The 17,221-nt window shown below is 61.4% G+C and carries 13 protein-coding genes and 2 riboswitches; of the genes, 8 read left to right on the top strand and 5 right to left on the bottom strand.

Translation table 11 applies throughout. The features are described 5' to 3' along the window. Window position 1: 1 nt before the first annotated feature. Entirely contained in the window at window positions 2-1,081 is a 1,080-nt protein-coding gene (gene cobW / locus AAGQ88_RS12535) for a cobalamin biosynthesis protein CobW (RefSeq protein ID WP_342655539.1), read from the bottom strand. 129 nt (window positions 1,082-1,210) lie between these two features. Continuing rightward, window positions 1,211-1,434: riboswitch (cobalamin riboswitch) on the bottom strand. A 213-nt stretch (window positions 1,435-1,647) separates the two neighbouring features. Beyond that, window positions 1,648-1,865: riboswitch (cobalamin riboswitch) on the top strand. Window positions 1,866-1,963: 98 nt separating this feature from the next. On the opposite strand from cobW, the gene AAGQ88_RS12530 reads away from it, so the two are divergent. The 4 genes from AAGQ88_RS12530 to cobM are packed head-to-tail and all read left to right on the top strand — an operon-like array spanning window position 1,964 to window position 4,079. After that, the gene (locus AAGQ88_RS12530) at window positions 1,964-2,155 is read left to right on the top strand and encodes a CbtB-domain containing protein (protein ID WP_342655538.1); all 192 of its coding nucleotides are present in this window, start codon (window positions 1,964-1,966) and stop codon (window positions 2,153-2,155) included. 11 nt (window positions 2,156-2,166) lie between these two features. Further along, window positions 2,167-2,886 carry a CbtA family protein gene (locus tag AAGQ88_RS12525; protein WP_342655537.1) on the top strand — a complete coding sequence of 240 codons (720 nt, stop codon included), beginning with the start codon at window positions 2,167-2,169 and terminating at the stop codon, window positions 2,884-2,886. After that, window positions 2,883-3,302: a cobalamin biosynthesis protein gene (locus AAGQ88_RS12520; protein WP_342655536.1), complete on the top strand. Its 420-nt coding sequence runs from the start codon at window positions 2,883-2,885 to the stop codon at window positions 3,300-3,302. Before AAGQ88_RS12525 ends, AAGQ88_RS12520 begins: the two co-directional genes overlap by 4 nt. A gap of 30 nt (window positions 3,303-3,332) precedes the next feature. Beyond that, window positions 3,333-4,079, top strand: a complete 747-nt coding sequence (gene cobM / locus AAGQ88_RS12515; RefSeq protein WP_342655535.1) for a precorrin-4 C(11)-methyltransferase — start codon at window positions 3,333-3,335, stop codon at window positions 4,077-4,079. 246 nt (window positions 4,080-4,325) lie between these two features. Here the strand turns inward: cobM and nfuA are convergent, their stop codons facing one another. From nfuA to AAGQ88_RS12500, 3 genes are all read right to left on the bottom strand, one after another. Beyond that, window positions 4,326-4,919: a Fe-S biogenesis protein NfuA gene (gene nfuA, locus AAGQ88_RS12510; protein WP_093458433.1), complete on the bottom strand. Its 594-nt coding sequence runs from the start codon at window positions 4,917-4,919 to the stop codon at window positions 4,326-4,328. An 82-nt stretch (window positions 4,920-5,001) separates the two neighbouring features. Then, window positions 5,002-6,021 carry an acyltransferase gene (locus tag AAGQ88_RS12505; protein WP_342655534.1) on the bottom strand — a complete coding sequence of 340 codons (1,020 nt, stop codon included), beginning with the start codon at window positions 6,019-6,021 and terminating at the stop codon, window positions 5,002-5,004. A 487-nt stretch (window positions 6,022-6,508) separates the two neighbouring features. Next, window positions 6,509-8,809 carry a fatty acid cis/trans isomerase gene (locus tag AAGQ88_RS12500; RefSeq protein ID WP_342655533.1) on the bottom strand — a complete coding sequence of 767 codons (2,301 nt, stop codon included), beginning with the start codon at window positions 8,807-8,809 and terminating at the stop codon, window positions 6,509-6,511. A gap of 173 nt (window positions 8,810-8,982) precedes the next feature. Between AAGQ88_RS12500 and metH the strand changes: the two genes are divergently transcribed. Then, window positions 8,983-12,693: a methionine synthase gene (gene metH / locus AAGQ88_RS12495; RefSeq protein ID WP_342655532.1), complete on the top strand. Its 3,711-nt coding sequence runs from the start codon at window positions 8,983-8,985 to the stop codon at window positions 12,691-12,693. 162 nt (window positions 12,694-12,855) lie between these two features. Next, window positions 12,856-13,098, top strand: a complete 243-nt coding sequence (locus AAGQ88_RS12490; RefSeq protein WP_342655531.1) for a DUF2970 domain-containing protein — start codon at window positions 12,856-12,858, stop codon at window positions 13,096-13,098. 12 nt (window positions 13,099-13,110) lie between these two features. Here AAGQ88_RS12490 and AAGQ88_RS12485 read toward each other — a convergent pair whose 3' ends face one another. Further along, window positions 13,111-14,199, bottom strand: a complete 1,089-nt coding sequence (locus AAGQ88_RS12485; RefSeq protein WP_342655530.1) for an ABC transporter substrate-binding protein — start codon at window positions 14,197-14,199, stop codon at window positions 13,111-13,113. Between the two features lie 562 nt (window positions 14,200-14,761). Here AAGQ88_RS12485 and AAGQ88_RS12480 point away from each other — a divergent pair. Both AAGQ88_RS12480 and AAGQ88_RS12475 read left to right on the top strand, forming a co-directional pair. Continuing rightward, window positions 14,762-16,420: a nitrite/sulfite reductase gene (locus tag AAGQ88_RS12480; protein WP_342655529.1), complete on the top strand. Its 1,659-nt coding sequence runs from the start codon at window positions 14,762-14,764 to the stop codon at window positions 16,418-16,420. Next, a complete protein-coding gene (locus AAGQ88_RS12475) occupies window positions 16,404-16,898 on the top strand; it encodes a DUF934 domain-containing protein (protein ID WP_342655528.1) in 495 nt (164 codons plus the stop codon). Before AAGQ88_RS12480 ends, AAGQ88_RS12475 begins: the two co-directional genes overlap by 17 nt. Window positions 16,899-17,221: the final 323 nt, after the last annotated feature.

The raw sequence follows: 17,221 nt of genomic DNA, 5'->3' as shown, positions 1-17,221 counted from the left end.
CTTAGCCTTTGATCCCGGACGTCGTGACGGCCGCGCGCAGTTGCGCTTCGAGCACGTGGGCGTCCAGGTCCTGGCCGATCAGCACCAGGTGCGTCAGCCGCTGCTCATCGGCTTTCCAGGCTCGGTCGAAATGCTTGTCGAAACGCGTACCGACGCCTTGCACCAACAGGCGCATCGGTTTGCCGGGAATAGCCGCGAAGCCCTTGACCCGCAGAATGCCGTGCTGCACCACTGCCTGAGTCAGGGCGTCGAGCAACAACGCTTCGTCCGCCTGAGGCAGCGAAATCGAGATCGAGTCGAAGGCATCGTGATCATGATCGTCGTGGTCGTCGCCTTCATGGTGATCGTGGTGGGTCTTGCGGCCGTCGATGTGCAATTCTGACTCGGCGCCCAGTCCCAGCAACACGCTGATCGGCAACTGGCCCTTGCTCGCTTCAATGACCTTCACGGCCGGCGGCAATTCTTCAGCGACTTCCGCGCGCACGGCGGCCAGCGCTTCGGCGGCGATCATGTCGGTCTTGTTGAGAATGACCAGATCGGCACTCGCCAGCTGATCGGCAAACAACTCGTGCAGCGGAGATTCATGATCCAGATTAGGGTCGAGTTTGCGCTGAGCATCAACCTGATCCGGGAACGCGGCGAACGTGCCCGCGGCGACCGCCGGGCTGTCGACCACGGTGATCACGGCGTCGACGGTGCAGGCGTTGCGGATTTCCGGCCACTGAAAGGCCTGAACGAGCGGCTTGGGCAGCGCCAGACCGGATGTCTCGATGAGGATGTGGTCCAGATCGCCGCGTCGCGCGACCAATTCCTGCATCACCGGGAAGAATTCCTCCTGCACCGTGCAGCACAGGCAACCGTTGGCCAATTCGTAGACGCGGCCGTTGGCTTCTTCTTCGGTGCAGCCGATGGTGCATTGCTTGAGGATCTCGCCGTCGATTCCCAGCTCGCCGAATTCGTTGACGATCACGGCAATGCGGCGCCCCTCGGCGTTATCCAGCATGTGACGCAGCAGTGTGGTTTTGCCCGAGCCGAGAAAGCCGGTGACGATGGTGACGGGAAGTTTGGCCAGTGTTTTCATGGGATGCCCTTGGGCTTGCGGCGGGCAGACAGGACGAGCGCTGCGCGTTCCGGACAGGGGCCGGCCCGCGACTCGTTTCGCCACCGGATCACCCCGCCCGGTTGTAGTGAGAATTCCTGGGCGCTGATCAAAGCAGGCCCGAATCGAGGCAGGTCTCCTGGCTTACGGCGGCGGATCGACTGGCGCTATCGTCAGGCGACCGGCATTCATCGCGCCTTCCCGCTCGCGCAGTGGCTGTGCAATGAACATGACCGTTTACAGTTGCGGGGGCAGCTGCGGCATTGACCGCATTCCCTTCTTAGCACCGAACCGCCAAGGCGGCGAAACGGTGAACCTCGAGTGCGCAAGGCTACGCAGTGACCGGGGCAAGGTCAACGAACAAACGTGCGCCTTGTCCGGAGAGACCTTCCCGGCTGAAGCCGGTCCTGTATTCGGTCCACAGCGTAGGACCGGCTTCAGCCGGGATAGCTTTGGTCCAATCCCGAATTCGGTCCACTCTTCCCGTTGGACCGGCGTTAACGACGGTGGCGAACGCTGCAATTGACGGGGCTTCGCCTCCGTGGTCTCCTACACACCTTGTTACGGGTGCCCTTCACAGGGTGAAACGGGAAACCGGTGCGCACAGATCGATGCTGTGCAAGTCCGGCGCTGCCCCCGCAACGGTAAGCGAGTGAAGAGTCAGATCCACTGTGTCGTCAGCGATATGGGAAGGCGATTCTTGCAGGCAGGTCGAAAGGCCCGCCCCTCGCAAGCCCGGAGACCGGCCCGTCAATGACATATGACAAACCCGCGGTGGGCGGGTGCAGTTGCGTTCACGGCTGACGTCCGTCAGTGGTGCGCCCTTGCGCTATCCCGTCGCTGACCACTTCAGAGGGAAGCGCCATGTCGATCAGCACTACCAGCCAGACATCCAGCAACGTCAGCACCCAGACTCAGACCCAACGCCTGACCGCCGCCGTCAGCGCCATGATTCTGGGCGCCTTTCTGGTGTACTTCGCAGGGTTCTCGCACATCGACGCCGTGCACAATGCTGCGCACGACACCCGCCACAGTTCCGCATTTCCTTGCCACTGAGACCTGCCGCCATGTTCAAGCGTATCGCTCACACGGCTGGTTTCACGGGCCTGCTCGCGGCCCTGCTGCTGACCTTGCTGCAGAGTTTCTGGGTTGCGCCGCTGATTCTGCAGGCTGAAACCTACGAGAAAGCCCCGGCCGCCGAGATGCACGAGCATGCCGACGGCGCCATGGCCGGGCATGTTCACGACGAAGAGGCCTGGGAACCTGAAGATGGCTGGCAGCGCGTGCTGTCCACCAGCGGCGGCAATCTGGTGGTCGCCGTGGGCTTTTCGCTGATGCTGGCCGCGCTTTACACCTTGCGCAGCCCGAACAGCGCTCGCCAAGGCGTGCTGTGGGGTTTGGCGGGTTTCGCCGTGTTCGTCCTCGCGCCGACCCTCGGCCTGCCACCGGAATTGCCGGGCACCGCGGCCGCCGATCTCACGCAGCGGCAGATCTGGTGGGTCGGCACCGCCGCTTCGACCGCTGCCGGATTGGCGCTCATCGTGTTCGCCCGCAGCTGGCTGTTGAAAGCCCTGGGCGTCGCCATTCTGGTGGTGCCCCATGTCGTCGGCGCGCCGCAGCCTGAAGTGCATGCTGCACTGGCGCCCGAAGCCCTCGAAGCCCAGTTCAAAGTGGCCTCGTTAGTCACCAATGCGTTGTTCTGGGTCGGCATGGGCGTGATCAGCGCCTGGCTGTTCCGTCGACACGAAGCAGCGTCGACGCAGTCCGGTCTGAATCACGCGGTATGAGTGACGCCGGCAACCGGCCGATCCTTGTGATCGGTCTGGGCTGCCAGCGCGGCTGTCCGGCATCGGTGCTGCAGGGTCTGATCGAGGTGTGCCTGCTGGAACACGGCGTCAGCGTTCGCGACATCAGCGCCCTCGCCTCCATCGACAGCAAATCGAACGAGGCGGGATTGCTGGAACTGGCCGAACATATGCGCCTGCCGCTGATGTTTTTCAGTGCCGATGAACTGAAAATCGTTGAATCGCAGCTGAGCCATCGCTCACCCACAGCGTTCGCGCATACGGGTTGTCACGGCGTGGCGGAAAGCGCGGCACTGGTGATGGCGTCCCGACTGTCGAACGGCTCGGCCAGCCTTTTGATCGAGCGCCGCAACAGCTCTCGCGCCACCTTCGCGCTGGCTATCGGCATCACCGCTTGACGCTGACCGGCGCACATCTCTGGAGACCCCATGACCGTATTTTTCATCGGCGCCGGACCTGGCGACCCTGACCTGATCACCGTCAAGGGCCAGCGCCTGATCCGCAGCTGTCCGGTGATCATCTACGCTGGATCGCTGGTGCCAGAGGCTGTGCTGGAAGGCCATCAGGCGGTGCAAGTGTCCAACAGTGCCGAATTGCACCTGGACCAGATCATCGCCTTGATGAAATCCGCTCATGCAAACGGTCAGGACGTCGCCCGCGTGCACTCCGGCGACCCCAGTCTGTACGGCGCCATCGGCGAGCAAATTCGCTGTCTCAAAGCCCTGGGCATCCCGTTCGAGATCATTCCCGGCGTCACTGCCACGGCGGCATGCGCAGCGCTGCTGGGTACTGAACTGACCCTGCCGGACATCTCCCAGAGCGTCATCCTGACGCGTTACGCGGACAAGACCGCCATGCCGCAGGGCGAGTCACTCGGCGAACTGGCGCAGCACCGGGCGACGATGGCGATTCACCTGGGCATCAACAATCTTGGCAAGATCGTTGCCGAGCTGACACCGCATTACGGCGCAGACTGCCCGATTGCCGTGGTCCACCGCGCCAGCTGGCCGGACCAGGACTGGGTGTGCGGGACGCTGGGTGACATCGAAGACAAGGTGCAAGCCAAGGGTTTCCGCCGCACCGCGCTGATCCTCGTGGGCCGCGTGCTGGGTAACGACGTGTTCAGCGAGTCGTCGCTGTACCGCGCCGGGCACGCCCACGTGTTCCGGCCGTGACCTGGATTGAGGTCTGATCCGTTTTTGATGCTGGAAGGAATTCGTAGACGCCTGGCTTGCCGGCAATCTGCTGCGCAGCGGCATCGAACCGACTTTCTCGATCTGACAGGCTTCATCACAGCGCCTGCTGTCGGTACCCGGCAGATCGTCTGGATGCGGCCCAGAGACAAGCCACGCGCCTACAGGGATTCTGCACCCAACAAAAAGCCCCGAACCAGTCGGGGCTTTTTGAGGGAGAAAAACCGCTTAGTAGTAAGCGTTTTCTTTCTGGGTGTGGTCAGTCACATCACGCACGCCGGCAAGCTCGGGAATCCGCTCCAGCAAGGTGCGCTCGATGCCTTCCTTGAGGGTGACGTCGGCCTGACCGCAGCCTTGGCAACCACCACCGAATTGCAGCACGGCAATATTGGCGTCGTCTTCTTCAACGACATCGATCAGCGTCACCTGCCCGCCATGACTGGCCAGACCCGGATTGATTTCGGTCTGCAGGTAATAGTTGATGCGCTCGTTGATCGGGCTGTCGGCATTGACCATCGGCACTTTGGCGTTCGGCGCCTTGATGGTCAGCTGACCGCCCATGCGGTCGGTGGCGTAATCGACCACGGCGTCGTCCAGAAACGCCTCGCTGAACGAGTCGATCCAGGCAGTGAAGCTCTTGAGGCCGATGGCCTTGTCTTCCGGTTTCTCTTCGCCAGGCTTGCAGTAGGCAATGCAGGTTTCAGCGTATTGGGTGCCAGGCTGGGTGATAAACACGCGGATGCCGATGCCCGGCGTGTTCTGCTTTTGCAGCAGATCGGCCAGGTAATCGTGGGCGGCATCGGTAATCGTAATAGCGGTCATGAAAATTCCTCGCAGACGTGGGGCGGAGTTTACGCCAATCGACGGCGCCTGACAAAGCCCTACTATTCTGGTCAGGTAAAGATCAGGAAAGCACCGCTTCCTTCACTCCCCTCCTGCCGTCCAGCCAGGCTTTCATTCGGCGGTACAAACCTTTTTCGATCCACTCGTAGCTCAGCCAGGAGCCCAGTGCGATCACCGGCACACAGACGGCGAACACCGCGTAGGGATCGAAACCATAGCGCTCGCTGGCCAGCCAACCGCCATAAAGCACCAGCACATGGAGCAGATACACCGAATATGAGCAGTCGCCCATGATTTTCAAGAGACGACTGCCGCGCAAGTACGGCTCCAGCGAAATACAGGCCACCACGATCACCGCACTGGGCAGGCCCCAGTTAACGATGCGCAGGTCCGGCGGCAGCTGTTTGATCGTCAGCAGCGCGCCGCCGATCGCCAGCAGTGGCAGCCAGAGTCGCTCGGTGATCCAGCCACGGCGGTAGATTACCCCGATGCCGATGCCCAACAGGAATTCATAAACGATATCGTTGGCATAGAAACGGCTGATCAGCCCTGAGCGACCCAGCACGTCGGTCACCGCGAACAGCGCAGCCGCGATGATCAGGGGGCGCAGACGCTGCTGGAACAGGAACACCATGGAGAACAGCACGTAGAACAACATCTCGTAATTCAACGTCCAGCCGACGTTCAACGTGGGATACAGGCCGTAACCACCCGGGTTTTCCGAAGGAATGAACAGCAGCGAGAGGATGAAGCTCTGCCAGTCGACGACCTGATGAGGCAGCAGCGGATGCGCCACCACCACCAACAACCCCATGACCAGCGTGTAAAGCCAGTACGCGGGGACGATCCGGATCAGGCGATTGAGCATGAAGCGGCTGGCCGGAATGTCCTTGTCGACCGTCGACAGGTAGATGACCAGACCGCTGATGACGAAGAAGATGTCGACGCCGACGGCGCCTTTTTCAGTAAAAAACCGGCCGATCGGGCCGCTGGGGTGGAAGTCGAAAAAAATCTGCATGAAGTGGTGACACACAACGGCCCACGCGGCGAGTGCCCGCAGGGCTTGAACCGAAATCAACATCTGCAACCTCTTGCTTACTCTGGTTTGACCCACGATCCCGGACCTCGAAAAGGGCCATGCTGGCGGGACGACTCACAGGGTCCGAGTCAGGATTGGGCAAAAGGTTCGGCAGGCCTGACGGGCTGCATAATGGCTGCACGCCATGTTTTACAAGGGTTTTCCAGTTTCGCCTCGTACCCGCGGGACGATGCGGAGGTTGGGTCAGGCATGAAAAATCTGTGGGCATGAGCGGGCTTGCGAAGGCGAATTCTCAACCCATGCACCTCGACAGCCTGCACCTGCCTCTTCCCGGCTGAAGCCGGTCCTACAACGTCGCAGGCTTTTTCGTAGGATCCGCTTAAGCCGTTCCCACAGGCGCCGCAAGCTTTTCGTAGGACCGGCTTCGGCCGGGAAGGTGTCCGCTGTTACGCCGCTGATCGAAGGGGGCGTTATAGACCGTTGACTTACTTTCGCGAGCGAGTGATCACAGAGCGCCAGGTCCTGCGAATCACAGATTCTCATACCGATTCATATCCAGCACCCCCGCCTCCTGCGGCTCTGTCTCCTGGATATAGCGGTCCAAGTCGTGAAAGTACGTCCAGAACAGCGGATGGCTGCGGCGCACACCCCAACGCTGGACGATGCGATCGAACGCAGGCTTGTCGTTCCGGGCCTGCTCCATGGCGTCGACGAACGCGCTGACCTCACTGGCCGGGACATTGAAGATGAAGTTGGGGTAGCTGCTGAGCACGCCCGGGTAGATCGTCAGCGTGTCCAGCCCCGGCTGATAGCGATAAACCTCGCCGAGCAGAAACGCCACGTTAGCGTGGGCGCGGTTGCGCAGCATGCTGTAGACAATCCGTTTGCCGCTGCCATCCTGAATGCGCAGCATCGTCGCCTCAGGCAACTGATTGATGACCTTCAGGCCTGCCGCAGGTCGTGAAGCCAGCCGGCTGAGCGTCTGCTCGACCTCACTGAAAACCGGGTCCAGCCCTTTGCGCGAACAATAGGCGCCGCTGCAGCGGTTGATCGGATCGGGCGTGACGTTCAACGTGCCCGCGCGCTCGATCAGCTTGCGTTCGAAATCCCGCTTGGGGTGTTCCTCGTCCAGCTTCATGCCGGTTGGCGTGTCGTTATCGATGGCCTGGTAATCCAGCCACATCTTCACTTTGCCACTGTTCTGGTACCAGCTGCCGAGGATGTCGTCGCGTTTGTCGGCCGGCATCAGACGCAGGAAATTGACTTCGGCGCCGTTGCGGATCAGGTCGAAATACAACCGCGTCTGCACTTGGTGAGACACGTTGCCGTACACGTCGAAGTTCACCACCAACTGATAATACGTGCGCTCCAGCAGCGGGTAGTCGAACAGCCACACGGTGGTCGGCAGGTCGCCGATCAGCCCTTTGTTGACGGTGGCGCTGTCGAAGTGACGGAAGATGGTCAGCAAGGCGTTGTCGTTGCCGGCCCACAGCGTGGCCCAACCGGGCGGCGGCATGTGCGCGTAGGCGTCGCTGCGCAGATCCTCGTACTCGTTGCGCTTGTCACGGTAGTCGTGCCAGAGGCTGAGGACGCTGCCGACATCGTCGTTCTGCCCCGGCATCGCCAGCAACGGCGTGGCCTTGGCCCGGTAAGCGGCATCGGTGATGTAGCGGTCGTGTGCCGGCTCCTGGAACAAGGCCCAGAAGTGATCGCGGATCACATCGGTGGCGATCTGTCCCCGGCACACAGGGCCGCGGATGAACGTGCGCACGAAGTATTCGGCGTTGTCCAGCATGAACTGGTAACGCGCGACCGCAGGAATTTCCTTGAACGTATCGAATGGATTGGCGCGGCGTTGCGGCCCATAGCCTGGCAATTCCGTGGCGTGCCAGTTGCCGCTGTAGAACAGCTGCTTGACCCTCGCCAGTTTCTGCGGGCCCATCGGGTAGGTGATATGGGTCTTGTGCACGATCACGCCTTGCACCGGCATCAAGCGGTAGTAAAACGTCGTGCCGGGGTCGTCATCGGGACGCCGGGTGGCAATGAGATCCACAGGCTGGCCACTGGGCGTGCGCGAACGTACCCACTGGAAGAAATGCCCCTGCTCACCGTCGGTAAAGTAGATGTGCGCAAGAAACAGGTGCTCGTAGAGCCAGCGCGCCACCAGTGCTTCGGTGGAGCCTGGCCGGTTGAACAGGTTTTCCCATTCATTGATCTGCGCCGCCTCGCCAGCGCTTGGCTGCACCGGCGTCTGTTCCACCGGTGCGCCCTGCGCCAGCCAGCTCTGCAAGGTCGTGTACTGGGCGTCGGTCAGCCCGGTCACTGCCAGCGGCATGCCCTGCCCCGGATGCGACCTGGCGTAACCTTCGAATTCCTGCGGCAGCGGGCACATGTTTTCGCGATTGAGCCCCAACACGATGTCGTCAGGCAGTCTGGCGTTGGGCACCAGGGGCGCGCTGTGGCCAAGTTCGAGCATCTTCGCCATCAGCGCGGCCTGATTGCTCTGCCCGTCGAGCACCGAATAAAAGCCCTTCCTGCGCCAGGCATCAGGGCCTTGTGCGTCGTAGAAGATCCGCGTCGGCGCCACTGCCTGACTGCGATCGCCCTGATACACCGGCACTTTGGACGCCCCGCGCGACACGCCTTCCGCGCTGCCCAGGTTCAACTGGCACGCCGCATCGTTGCACGCATGGCAGGCGACACACTTCTCGGTAAAGATCGGCTGGATGTCCCGGCTGTAGGAAATGGCCGGGGAAGCGGTGGGCGATTGCGCCAGCGCTGCACCGCATGACAACAGACCCACACACAGGGCGAACAAGCGATGCAACATGGAACGGGCGTCCTGAAAATAAAAAACCCGTCAATTCTACCCGTGGCGAACCGATATCAACATGAGCAGAATTCATGTAAATCCGGTAACGGTTTAAAAACGGTACAGGTTTGCTATTATTTCGCACTTTTCAGCGACACCCTATTTCGTACTTTTTCATCCGGGTAACCTTCATGTCAGATCGCAGCGCGCGTCTTCAAGCACTCCAGCAGGCTCTCAAAGAGCGGATTCTGATTCTCGATGGCGGCATGGGCACCATGATCCAGAGCTATCGACTGGAGGAAGAAGACTATCGCGGCAAGCGTTTCGCCGACTGGCCCAGCGACGTCAAGGGCAACAATGACCTGCTCATCCTGACCCGTCCGGACGTGATCGGCGCGATCGAAAAAGAGTACCTGGACGCCGGCGCCGACATCCTCGAAACCAATACCTTCAACGCCACCCAGGTGTCCCAGGCCGATTACGGCATGGAAGCGCTGGTCTACGAACTGAACGTGGAAGGCGCCCGGCTGGCGCGCAAAGTGGCCGATGCAAAAACCCTCGAAACGCCGGACAAGCCGCGTTTCGTCGCCGGCGTGCTCGGCCCGACCAGCCGCACCTGCTCGCTGTCTCCGGATGTGAACAACCCCGGCTATCGTAACGTTACCTTCGACGAGCTGGTCGAGAACTACACCGAGGCGACCCGCGGCCTGATCGAAGGCGGTGCGGACATGATCCTCATCGAAACCATCTTCGACACGCTGAACGCCAAGGCCGCGATCTTCGCCGTGCAGGGTGTGTTCGACGAAATCGGCCATCAATTGCCGATCATGATCTCCGGCACCATCACCGACGCCTCGGGCCGTACGCTGTCGGGCCAGACCACCGAAGCCTTCTGGAATTCGGTGCGTCACGCCAGTCCACTTTCGGTCGGCCTGAACTGCGCGCTGGGTGCCAGCGAGCTGCGGCCGTATCTGGAAGAGCTGTCGAACAAGGCTGACACCCACGTCTCGGCACACCCGAACGCCGGCTTGCCGAACGAGTTCGGTGAGTACGACGAGAGCCCGGCGGAGATGGCCAAGGTCGTCGAAGAGTTCGCGCAAAGCGGCTTCCTGAACATCGTCGGCGGCTGCTGCGGGACCACGCCTGCGCACATCAAGGCCATCGCCAACGCCGTTGCCCGGTACGCGCCGCGCGCCATTCCGGACATCCCCAAAGCCTGCCGACTGTCGGGCCTGGAGCCGTTCACCATCGATCGCCAGTCGTTGTTCGTCAACGTCGGCGAGCGCACCAACATCACCGGCTCCGCCCGCTTCGCCCGCCTGATCCGCGAAGACAACTACACCGAAGCCTTGGAAGTCGCCCTGCAACAGGTCGAGGCCGGTGCTCAGGTGATCGACATCAACATGGACGAGGGCATGCTGGATTCGAAGAAGGCCATGGTGACCTTCCTCAATCTGATCGCCGGTGAGCCGGACATTTCCCGCGTCCCGATCATGATCGACTCCTCCAAATGGGAAGTGATCGAGGCCGGCCTCAAGTGCATTCAGGGCAAGGGCATCGTCAACTCGATCAGCATGAAAGAAGGCGTCGAGCAGTTCATTCATCACGCCAGGTTGTGCAAGCGCTACGGCGCGGCAGTGGTGGTCATGGCCTTCGACGAAGCCGGCCAGGCCGACACCGAAGCGCGCAAGAAGGAAATCTGCAAACGCTCCTACGACATTCTGGTCAACGAAGTCGGCTTCCCGCCGGAAGACATCATCTTCGACCCGAACATCTTCGCCGTCGCCACCGGCATTGAGGAACACAACAACTACGCGGTCGATTTCATCAACGCCTGCGCCTACATCCGCGACGAGCTGCCGTATGCGCTGACCTCCGGCGGCGTGTCCAACGTGTCGTTTTCGTTCCGTGGCAACAACCCGGTTCGCGAGGCCATCCACTCGGTGTTCCTGCTGTACGCGATCCGCGCCGGGCTGACCATGGGTATCGTCAACGCCGGTCAACTGGAAATCTACGACGAGATTCCGAAGGAACTGCGCGATGCCGTCGAGGACGTGGTGCTTAATCGCACGCCCAATGGTACGGACGCGCTGCTCGCCATCGCCGACAAGTTCAAGGGCGATGGCTCGGTCAAGGAAGCCGAAACCGAAGAATGGCGCGGCTGGGAGGTCAACGAGCGGCTCAAGCACGCTCTGGTCAAGGGCATCACCACCCATATCGTGGAAGACACCGAGGCGTCGCGCCTGACCTTCACGCGCCCGATCGAAGTCATCGAAGGGCCGCTGATGGCCGGCATGAACGTGGTCGGCGACCTGTTCGGCTCGGGCAAGATGTTCCTGCCGCAGGTGGTCAAATCCGCTCGCGTGATGAAGCAGGCCGTGGCCCACCTGATCCCGTTCATCGAAGCGGAGAAAGGCGACAAGCCGGAAGCCAAGGGCAAGATTCTGATGGCCACGGTCAAGGGCGACGTGCACGACATCGGCAAGAACATCGTCGGCGTGGTGCTGGGCTGTAACGGCTACGACATCGTCGACCTGGGCGTGATGGTGCCGGCGGAGAAGATCCTGCAGGTGGCCAGAGACGAGAAGTGCGACATCATCGGCCTGTCCGGCCTGATCACGCCGTCGCTGGACGAAATGGTCCACGTCGCCCGGGAAATGCAGCGGCAGAACTTCAGCCTGCCGCTGATGATTGGCGGTGCGACGACGTCCAAGGCCCATACGGCGGTGAAAATCGAGCCGAAATACAGCAACGACGGCGTCATCTACGTCACCGACGCCTCGCGCGCGGTGGGCGTGGCGACCCAGTTGCTGTCCAAGGAGCTCAAAGCCGGATTCATCGAGAAGACCCGCGCCGAATACGTCGAAGTGCGCGAACGCACCTCGGCGCGCAGCGCACGCACCGAACGCCTGAGCTACAGCGCGGCCATCGCCAAGAAACCGCAGTTCGACTGGGCCTCCTACGCGCCGGTCAAGCCGACCTTCACCGGTGTGAAGGTGCTGGAAGACATCGACCTGAACGTGCTGGTCGACTACATCGACTGGACGCCGTTCTTCATTTCCTGGGATCTGGCGGGCAAATACCCGCGCATCCTCACCGATGAAGTCGTCGGTGAAGCGGCGACGTCGCTGTTCAACGACGCGCAAGAGCTGCTGCGCAAGCTGATCGACGAGAAGCTGATCCGCAGCCGGGCAGTGTTCGGTTTCTGGCCTGCCAATCAGGTCGATCACGATGACATTCAGCTGTTCGACGACGACGGCCAGCCGCTGGCGAAACTGCATCACTTGCGCCAGCAGATCATCAAGACCGACGGCAAGCCGAACTTCTCGCTGGCCGACTTCGTCGCGCCCCGAGACAGCGGCGTGACCGATTATGTGGGCGGCTTCATCACCACCGCCGGCATCGGTGCCGAGGAAGTGTCCAAGGCGTATCAGGACAAGGGCGACGATTACAACGCGATCATGGTCAAGGCACTCGCCGACCGTCTGGCCGAAGCCTGCGCCGAATGGCTGCACCAGCAGGTGCGTAAAGAGTACTGGGCCTACGCAACCGACGAGCAGTTGAACAACGAAGACCTGATCAAGGAAAAGTACGTTGGCATCCGCCCTGCTCCCGGCTATCCGGCCTGCCCGGATCACACCGAGAAAGGCGTGTTGTTCGACCTGCTGGACCCGACCCAGGGCGACGGCAAGCCAGGCATCAGCGGCGTGTTCCTCACCGAGCACTACGCAATGTTCCCGGCCGCCGCCGTCAGCGGTTGGTACTTCGCTCACCCTCAGGCGCAATACTTCGCAGTGGGCAAGGTCGACAAGGACCAGGTCGAAAGCTACAACGCCCGCAAAGGTCAGGAAATGCGCGTCACCGAGCGCTGGCTGGCGCCGAATCTGGGCTATGACGAGTAAGCCAATGGACTGATCAACCTGCAGGAGCGTTTGCCCGCGACAGGGTCGTGTCAGTGATTCAGCGCCCGCTGACGCTGCACGGTCGGGCAAGCGCCACCGCAGGCTCTCACCGATTTACGACTATCCTTCCTGCAGACCTTCCACGGTGGTCTGGAGGATGTCATGGACAAACCGAACGAAGCCCCTTCCCCGACGCCTGACGACGGCACGCCGCCAACCTTCTGGCAGATGCTGCACAGCGTCATGGCCGCGGCCTTTGGCGTTCAGAGCCAGCGCAATCGTGCGCGGGATTTCAGTCATGGCAAGCCGGTGCACTTCATCCTGCTTGGCGTTGCCTTCACGGCCTTCTTCGCGCTGGCCCTGCTGGGCATCGTGCAACTGGTGCTGTTTTTCGCAAGTCGCTGAGCCAGATCGGCGTCAGTCCCGAGGTCCGGCTTTCACGAAGGGATAGCCCACACCGGCGGGACTGCGGCCTTCGGTAAACTGACGCACGTCAATGTCGTAGTCGTCGCGCTGATTGGCCCGGATGTAAAACGCGGCGTCCTTGCGCTCCCTGACCTGCATCGCGCTCACCCGCCAGTTGCCGATGCGCTGGCGCGCCGAGGGCTCGGCCTCGTCGTAATCATGCAGCAGCACGAGCGCCCAGCCACCCAACGTGAAGTGGCCACCGACCACCACGTTCAACAGGCCGTCCCGTTGCGCCTGCAACGCGGCCGTCGAATCGTTGATCGTCCCGAGCAGAACGTCCTTTCCAGGCTGCTGGCCGGTTTCGCGAATGGCATCCATCACCCCGAATGCCATCTGATCGCTGGCCGTCCAGATCACGCGGGTGCCCGGGTAACGCTTGAGCAGCACCTGCGCCTGTTCATGGGCGCGATCACGACGCCAGCCGCCCAGCACGATCTGGCGCAGGCGCACGTGAGGGTATTCGGCGAGCGCCCGGTACAGGCCACGCTCGCGTTGCAGCGAAACCGGCGTGCTGTTGGTCCCGGAGAAGGCGAGCATTTCGACAGGTTTGCCGGGCGCTGCGAGTGACTGTGCCTCGATCAGTTGCCGGGCGACCCGATAACCGCCCTCCTCGTCGTTGGCGACCAGGCTGCCGAGAAAGTCAGGGTAGCGAACGGCAAGATCGCCCAGGATGCTCAGTTGGTCCGCCGTGAAGGTATTGTTGACCGCCAGCAACCGAACCCCGCTGCCCACGGAAAGCCGCAGGATTTCCGGAGCCACGTTCAGCTCGTTGGAGAACACCAGGTAGTCCGGCCGCTCGGGCCCCGACAGCGTCTGGCGCGCCAGCGTGAGCAAGGCGCGGGTGTCGCGGTTGGTGTAGTGAATTTTCAGGCGCATGCCAAGCCGGTCGGCAGCCGTCTGCATGAACCGTGAATAGCTTGACCAATAAGGGTCCGGTGCCGAGCCCGGATTAAGGAAAACCACCGACGCCGCGCACGCGCCGCTCGACCACATCCCCCACACCAGTAAAAGGAGGCAGCCATTGAAAAACTTGATCATGGACACCCCGCCTTACGCCAAAGAACACTCGGCAGGTCTGTAAAAACCAGACCCGCTCCTATCCTATCGGCAGCCGTCGGGGATTGTGTACCCGACTTGAAGGCAAAGTGCCTGTATTACTGGTGACTGACCCAGAAAACCGCAGCACCCACGACGAGAATAATGATGAAGAGAATCGCCCAGGCATCCACGTGGCTGTCGGACTTGGCAACTTTAGGGTGGTTGTTACTCATTGCATCGCCTCTTGTCAGTTCTTATTGGTGATTGCAGATGGAGCAAGCGGCGGACGGTTGACCGCAGCCATTGCCAGAGTAAAGTTGACCCTTTCCCTCACCACAAGTGGGGTCATGAATAGCCGATGAAGTGCTTAGCACTTTCAGTTATTTACTTATATTCAAACATCACTTTTGCGCATATCCGCAAACTGGTAACCTCCCCCGGCTCCTTTTGGGGCTGCGCGACCGTGCGCGCAGATTTGTTCAGCGGCCTGAAACCTTGCGACAACGCATCGCCTGCTTCGGGCCGTCTAAGCAGCAGTGAACCGCCTGAGAACAGGACCACCATGTACGTATACGACGAGTACGATCAGCGGATCATCGAGGACCGCGTCAAGCAGTTCCGCGACCAGACCCGCCGCTATCTGGCCGGCGAGCTCAGCGAAGAAGAGTTCCGCCCGCTTCGCCTGCAAAACGGCCTATACATCCAGCGTTTCGCCCCGATGCTTCGCGTGGCCGTGCCTTACGGTCAACTGACGTCGCGCCAGACTCGCATGCTGGCGAAAATCGCCCGCGACTACGACAAGGGCTACGCCCACATCAGTACCCGCCAGAACGTGCAGTTCAACTGGCCGGCGCTGGAAGACATTCCCGATATTCTCGCTGAACTGGCCACCGTGCAGATGCACGCGATCCAGACCAGCGGTAACTGCCTGCGCAACGTCACCACGGACCAGTTTGCCGGCGTCGCCGCCGATGAGCTGGTTGACCCGCGCCCATGGTGTGAGATCGTGCGTCAGTGGACGACATTCCACCCGGAATTCGCCTACCTGCCGCGCAAGTTCAAGATCGCGATCAACGGTTCCACGTCCGACCGCGCCGCCATCGAAGTCCATGACATTGGCCTGGAGCCGGTCAAGAACGCCGCTGGCGAACTTGGCTTCCGCGTGCTGGTGGGCGGTGGTCTGGGTCGTACGCCGGTCGTCGGTGCGTTCATCAACGAGTTCCTGCCGTGGCAGGATCTGCTGAGCTACCTGGACGCCATCCTGCGCGTGTACAACCGCTACGGTCGTCGCGACAACAAGTACAAGGCGCGGATCAAGATCCTGGTCAAGGCGCTCACCCCTGAAGTCTTCGCCGAGAAGGTCGAGGCGGAAATGGCCCACCTGCGTGGCGGCCAGACCACCCTGACCGAAGCCGAAGTGCATCGTGTCGCCAAACACTTCGTCGATCCCGAGTACAAGGCGCTGGCCGACTACAGCGCCGAACTCGCCCAGCTCGACAAAGAGCATCCGGGTTTTGCCCGCTGGCGCTCGCGCAACGTGCTGGCGCACAAGAAGCCCGGCTACGCTGCCGTGACGCTGTCGCTCAAGCCGACCGGTGTTGCCCCGGGCGACGTCACCGACAAGCAACTGGACGGCATCGCCGATCTGGCCGACCGCTACAGTTTCGGCCAGCTGCGCACCTCCCACGAGCAGAACATCATTCTGGCCGACGTCGAGCAGAGCCAGCTCTTCACGATGTGGGGCGAGCTGCGCGAGCAAGGTTTCGCGACGCCGAACATCGGCCTGCTGACTGACATCATCTGCTGCCCGGGCGGCGATTTCTGCTCGCTCGCCAACGCCAAATCGATCCCGATCGCCGAATCGATCCAGCGCCGCTTCGACGATCTGGACTACCTGTTCGACATCGGCGAACTGGACCTGAACATTTCCGGCTGCATGAACGCCTGCGGCCACCACCACGTCGGCCATATCGGCATTCTGGGCGTGGACAAGAAAGGTGAAGAGTTCTACCAGGTGTCCCTTGGCGGCAGCGCCAGCCGGGACGCAAGCCTGGGCAAGATCCTTGGCCCATCCTTCGCACAGGACGCCATGCCGGACGTGATCGAGATGCTGATCAATGTCTACGTTGAGAAACGCAACGAGGACGAGCGCTTCATCGACACTTACCAGCGTATCGGCATCGACCCTTTCAAGGAGCGCGTCTATGCAGCGAATCATTAAGAACAACGAAGTCATCGACGAAACCTGGCACCTGTTGCCCAAGGACACCGAGTTCGGCAGCCTGTCGAACTGCGACGACCTGATCGTGCCACTGGCTCTGTGGCGCGAGCACGGCCATGCGCTGAAAGCACGTGATGGTGGCCTGGGTGTCTGGCTGGACAGCGATGAAGAAGCCGAAGAAATCGGTGACGACGCCAATCAGTTCCAGGTCATCGCCCTGAACTTCCCGGCATTCACCGATGGACGCAGCTACTCCAACGCTCGCCTGCTGCGCGATCGCTACGGCTACAAAGGCGAACTGCGCGCGATCGGCGACGTGCTGCGCGATCAGTTGTTCTACCTGCATCGCTGTGGCTTCGATGCCTTCGCCATTCGTGCGGACAAAGACCCGTACGAAGCGCTGGCAAGTCTGCGGGACTTTTCGGTGACGTATCAGGCAGCCACCGACGAGCCTTTGCCCTTGTTCCGTCGCCGTTGATCCGGCGCTGATCCAGAGCCCACAAAAAAGCCCCGGTTTCGTGAGAAACCGGGGCTTTTTCGTGCACCTGTAAAAGGGCGTTTGCCCGCGAACACCGAATTCAGCCGCTGAAAATGCAGCGGTCATACCGGCGCTTTCGTGAGCAAGCTCACTCCCACAAGTGTGCCAACGACGCACAACCCCTGTAGGAGCGCGCTTGCCCGCGATCACATTCGGTCATCTATCCGGATCGAGGCTGACACACCGCGTCGCGGGACAAGCCACGCTCCTGCAGATCCCGTCGGATCCGGGCAAAACATTCCGATCGTGCAAATCCGTTCAGA

This window comes from Pseudomonas sp. F3-2 (assembly GCF_038804275.1).
Taxonomy (GTDB): Bacteria; Pseudomonadota; Gammaproteobacteria; order Pseudomonadales; family Pseudomonadaceae; genus Aquipseudomonas.
The sequence above is the reverse complement of the archived record's forward strand: the minus strand, read 5'-3'. Positions and strand labels throughout refer to the sequence as shown.

Coding starts and splice junctions, on each gene's coding strand:
- cobW (WP_342655539.1), bottom strand. CDS start 1,081: ATGAAAACACTGGCCAAACTTCCCGTCACCATCGTCACCGGCTTTCTC.
- AAGQ88_RS12490 (WP_342655531.1), top strand. CDS start 12,856: ATGGACAAACCGAACGAAGCCCCTTCCCCGACGCCTGACGACGGCACG.
- AAGQ88_RS12500 (WP_342655533.1), bottom strand. CDS start 8,809: ATGTTGCATCGCTTGTTCGCCCTGTGTGTGGGTCTGTTGTCATGCGGT.
- AAGQ88_RS12480 (WP_342655529.1), top strand. CDS start 14,762: ATGTACGTATACGACGAGTACGATCAGCGGATCATCGAGGACCGCGTC.
- cobM (WP_342655535.1), top strand. CDS start 3,333: ATGACCGTATTTTTCATCGGCGCCGGACCTGGCGACCCTGACCTGATC.
- AAGQ88_RS12475 (WP_342655528.1), top strand. CDS start 16,404: ATGCAGCGAATCATTAAGAACAACGAAGTCATCGACGAAACCTGGCAC.
- AAGQ88_RS12525 (WP_342655537.1), top strand. CDS start 2,167: ATGTTCAAGCGTATCGCTCACACGGCTGGTTTCACGGGCCTGCTCGCG.
- nfuA (WP_093458433.1), bottom strand. CDS start 4,919: ATGACCGCTATTACGATTACCGATGCCGCCCACGATTACCTGGCCGAT.
- AAGQ88_RS12505 (WP_342655534.1), bottom strand. CDS start 6,021: ATGTTGATTTCGGTTCAAGCCCTGCGGGCACTCGCCGCGTGGGCCGTT.
- AAGQ88_RS12485 (WP_342655530.1), bottom strand. CDS start 14,199: ATGATCAAGTTTTTCAATGGCTGCCTCCTTTTACTGGTGTGGGGGATG.
- metH (WP_342655532.1), top strand. CDS start 8,983: ATGTCAGATCGCAGCGCGCGTCTTCAAGCACTCCAGCAGGCTCTCAAA.
- AAGQ88_RS12520 (WP_342655536.1), top strand. CDS start 2,883: ATGAGTGACGCCGGCAACCGGCCGATCCTTGTGATCGGTCTGGGCTGC.
- AAGQ88_RS12530 (WP_342655538.1), top strand. CDS start 1,964: ATGTCGATCAGCACTACCAGCCAGACATCCAGCAACGTCAGCACCCAG.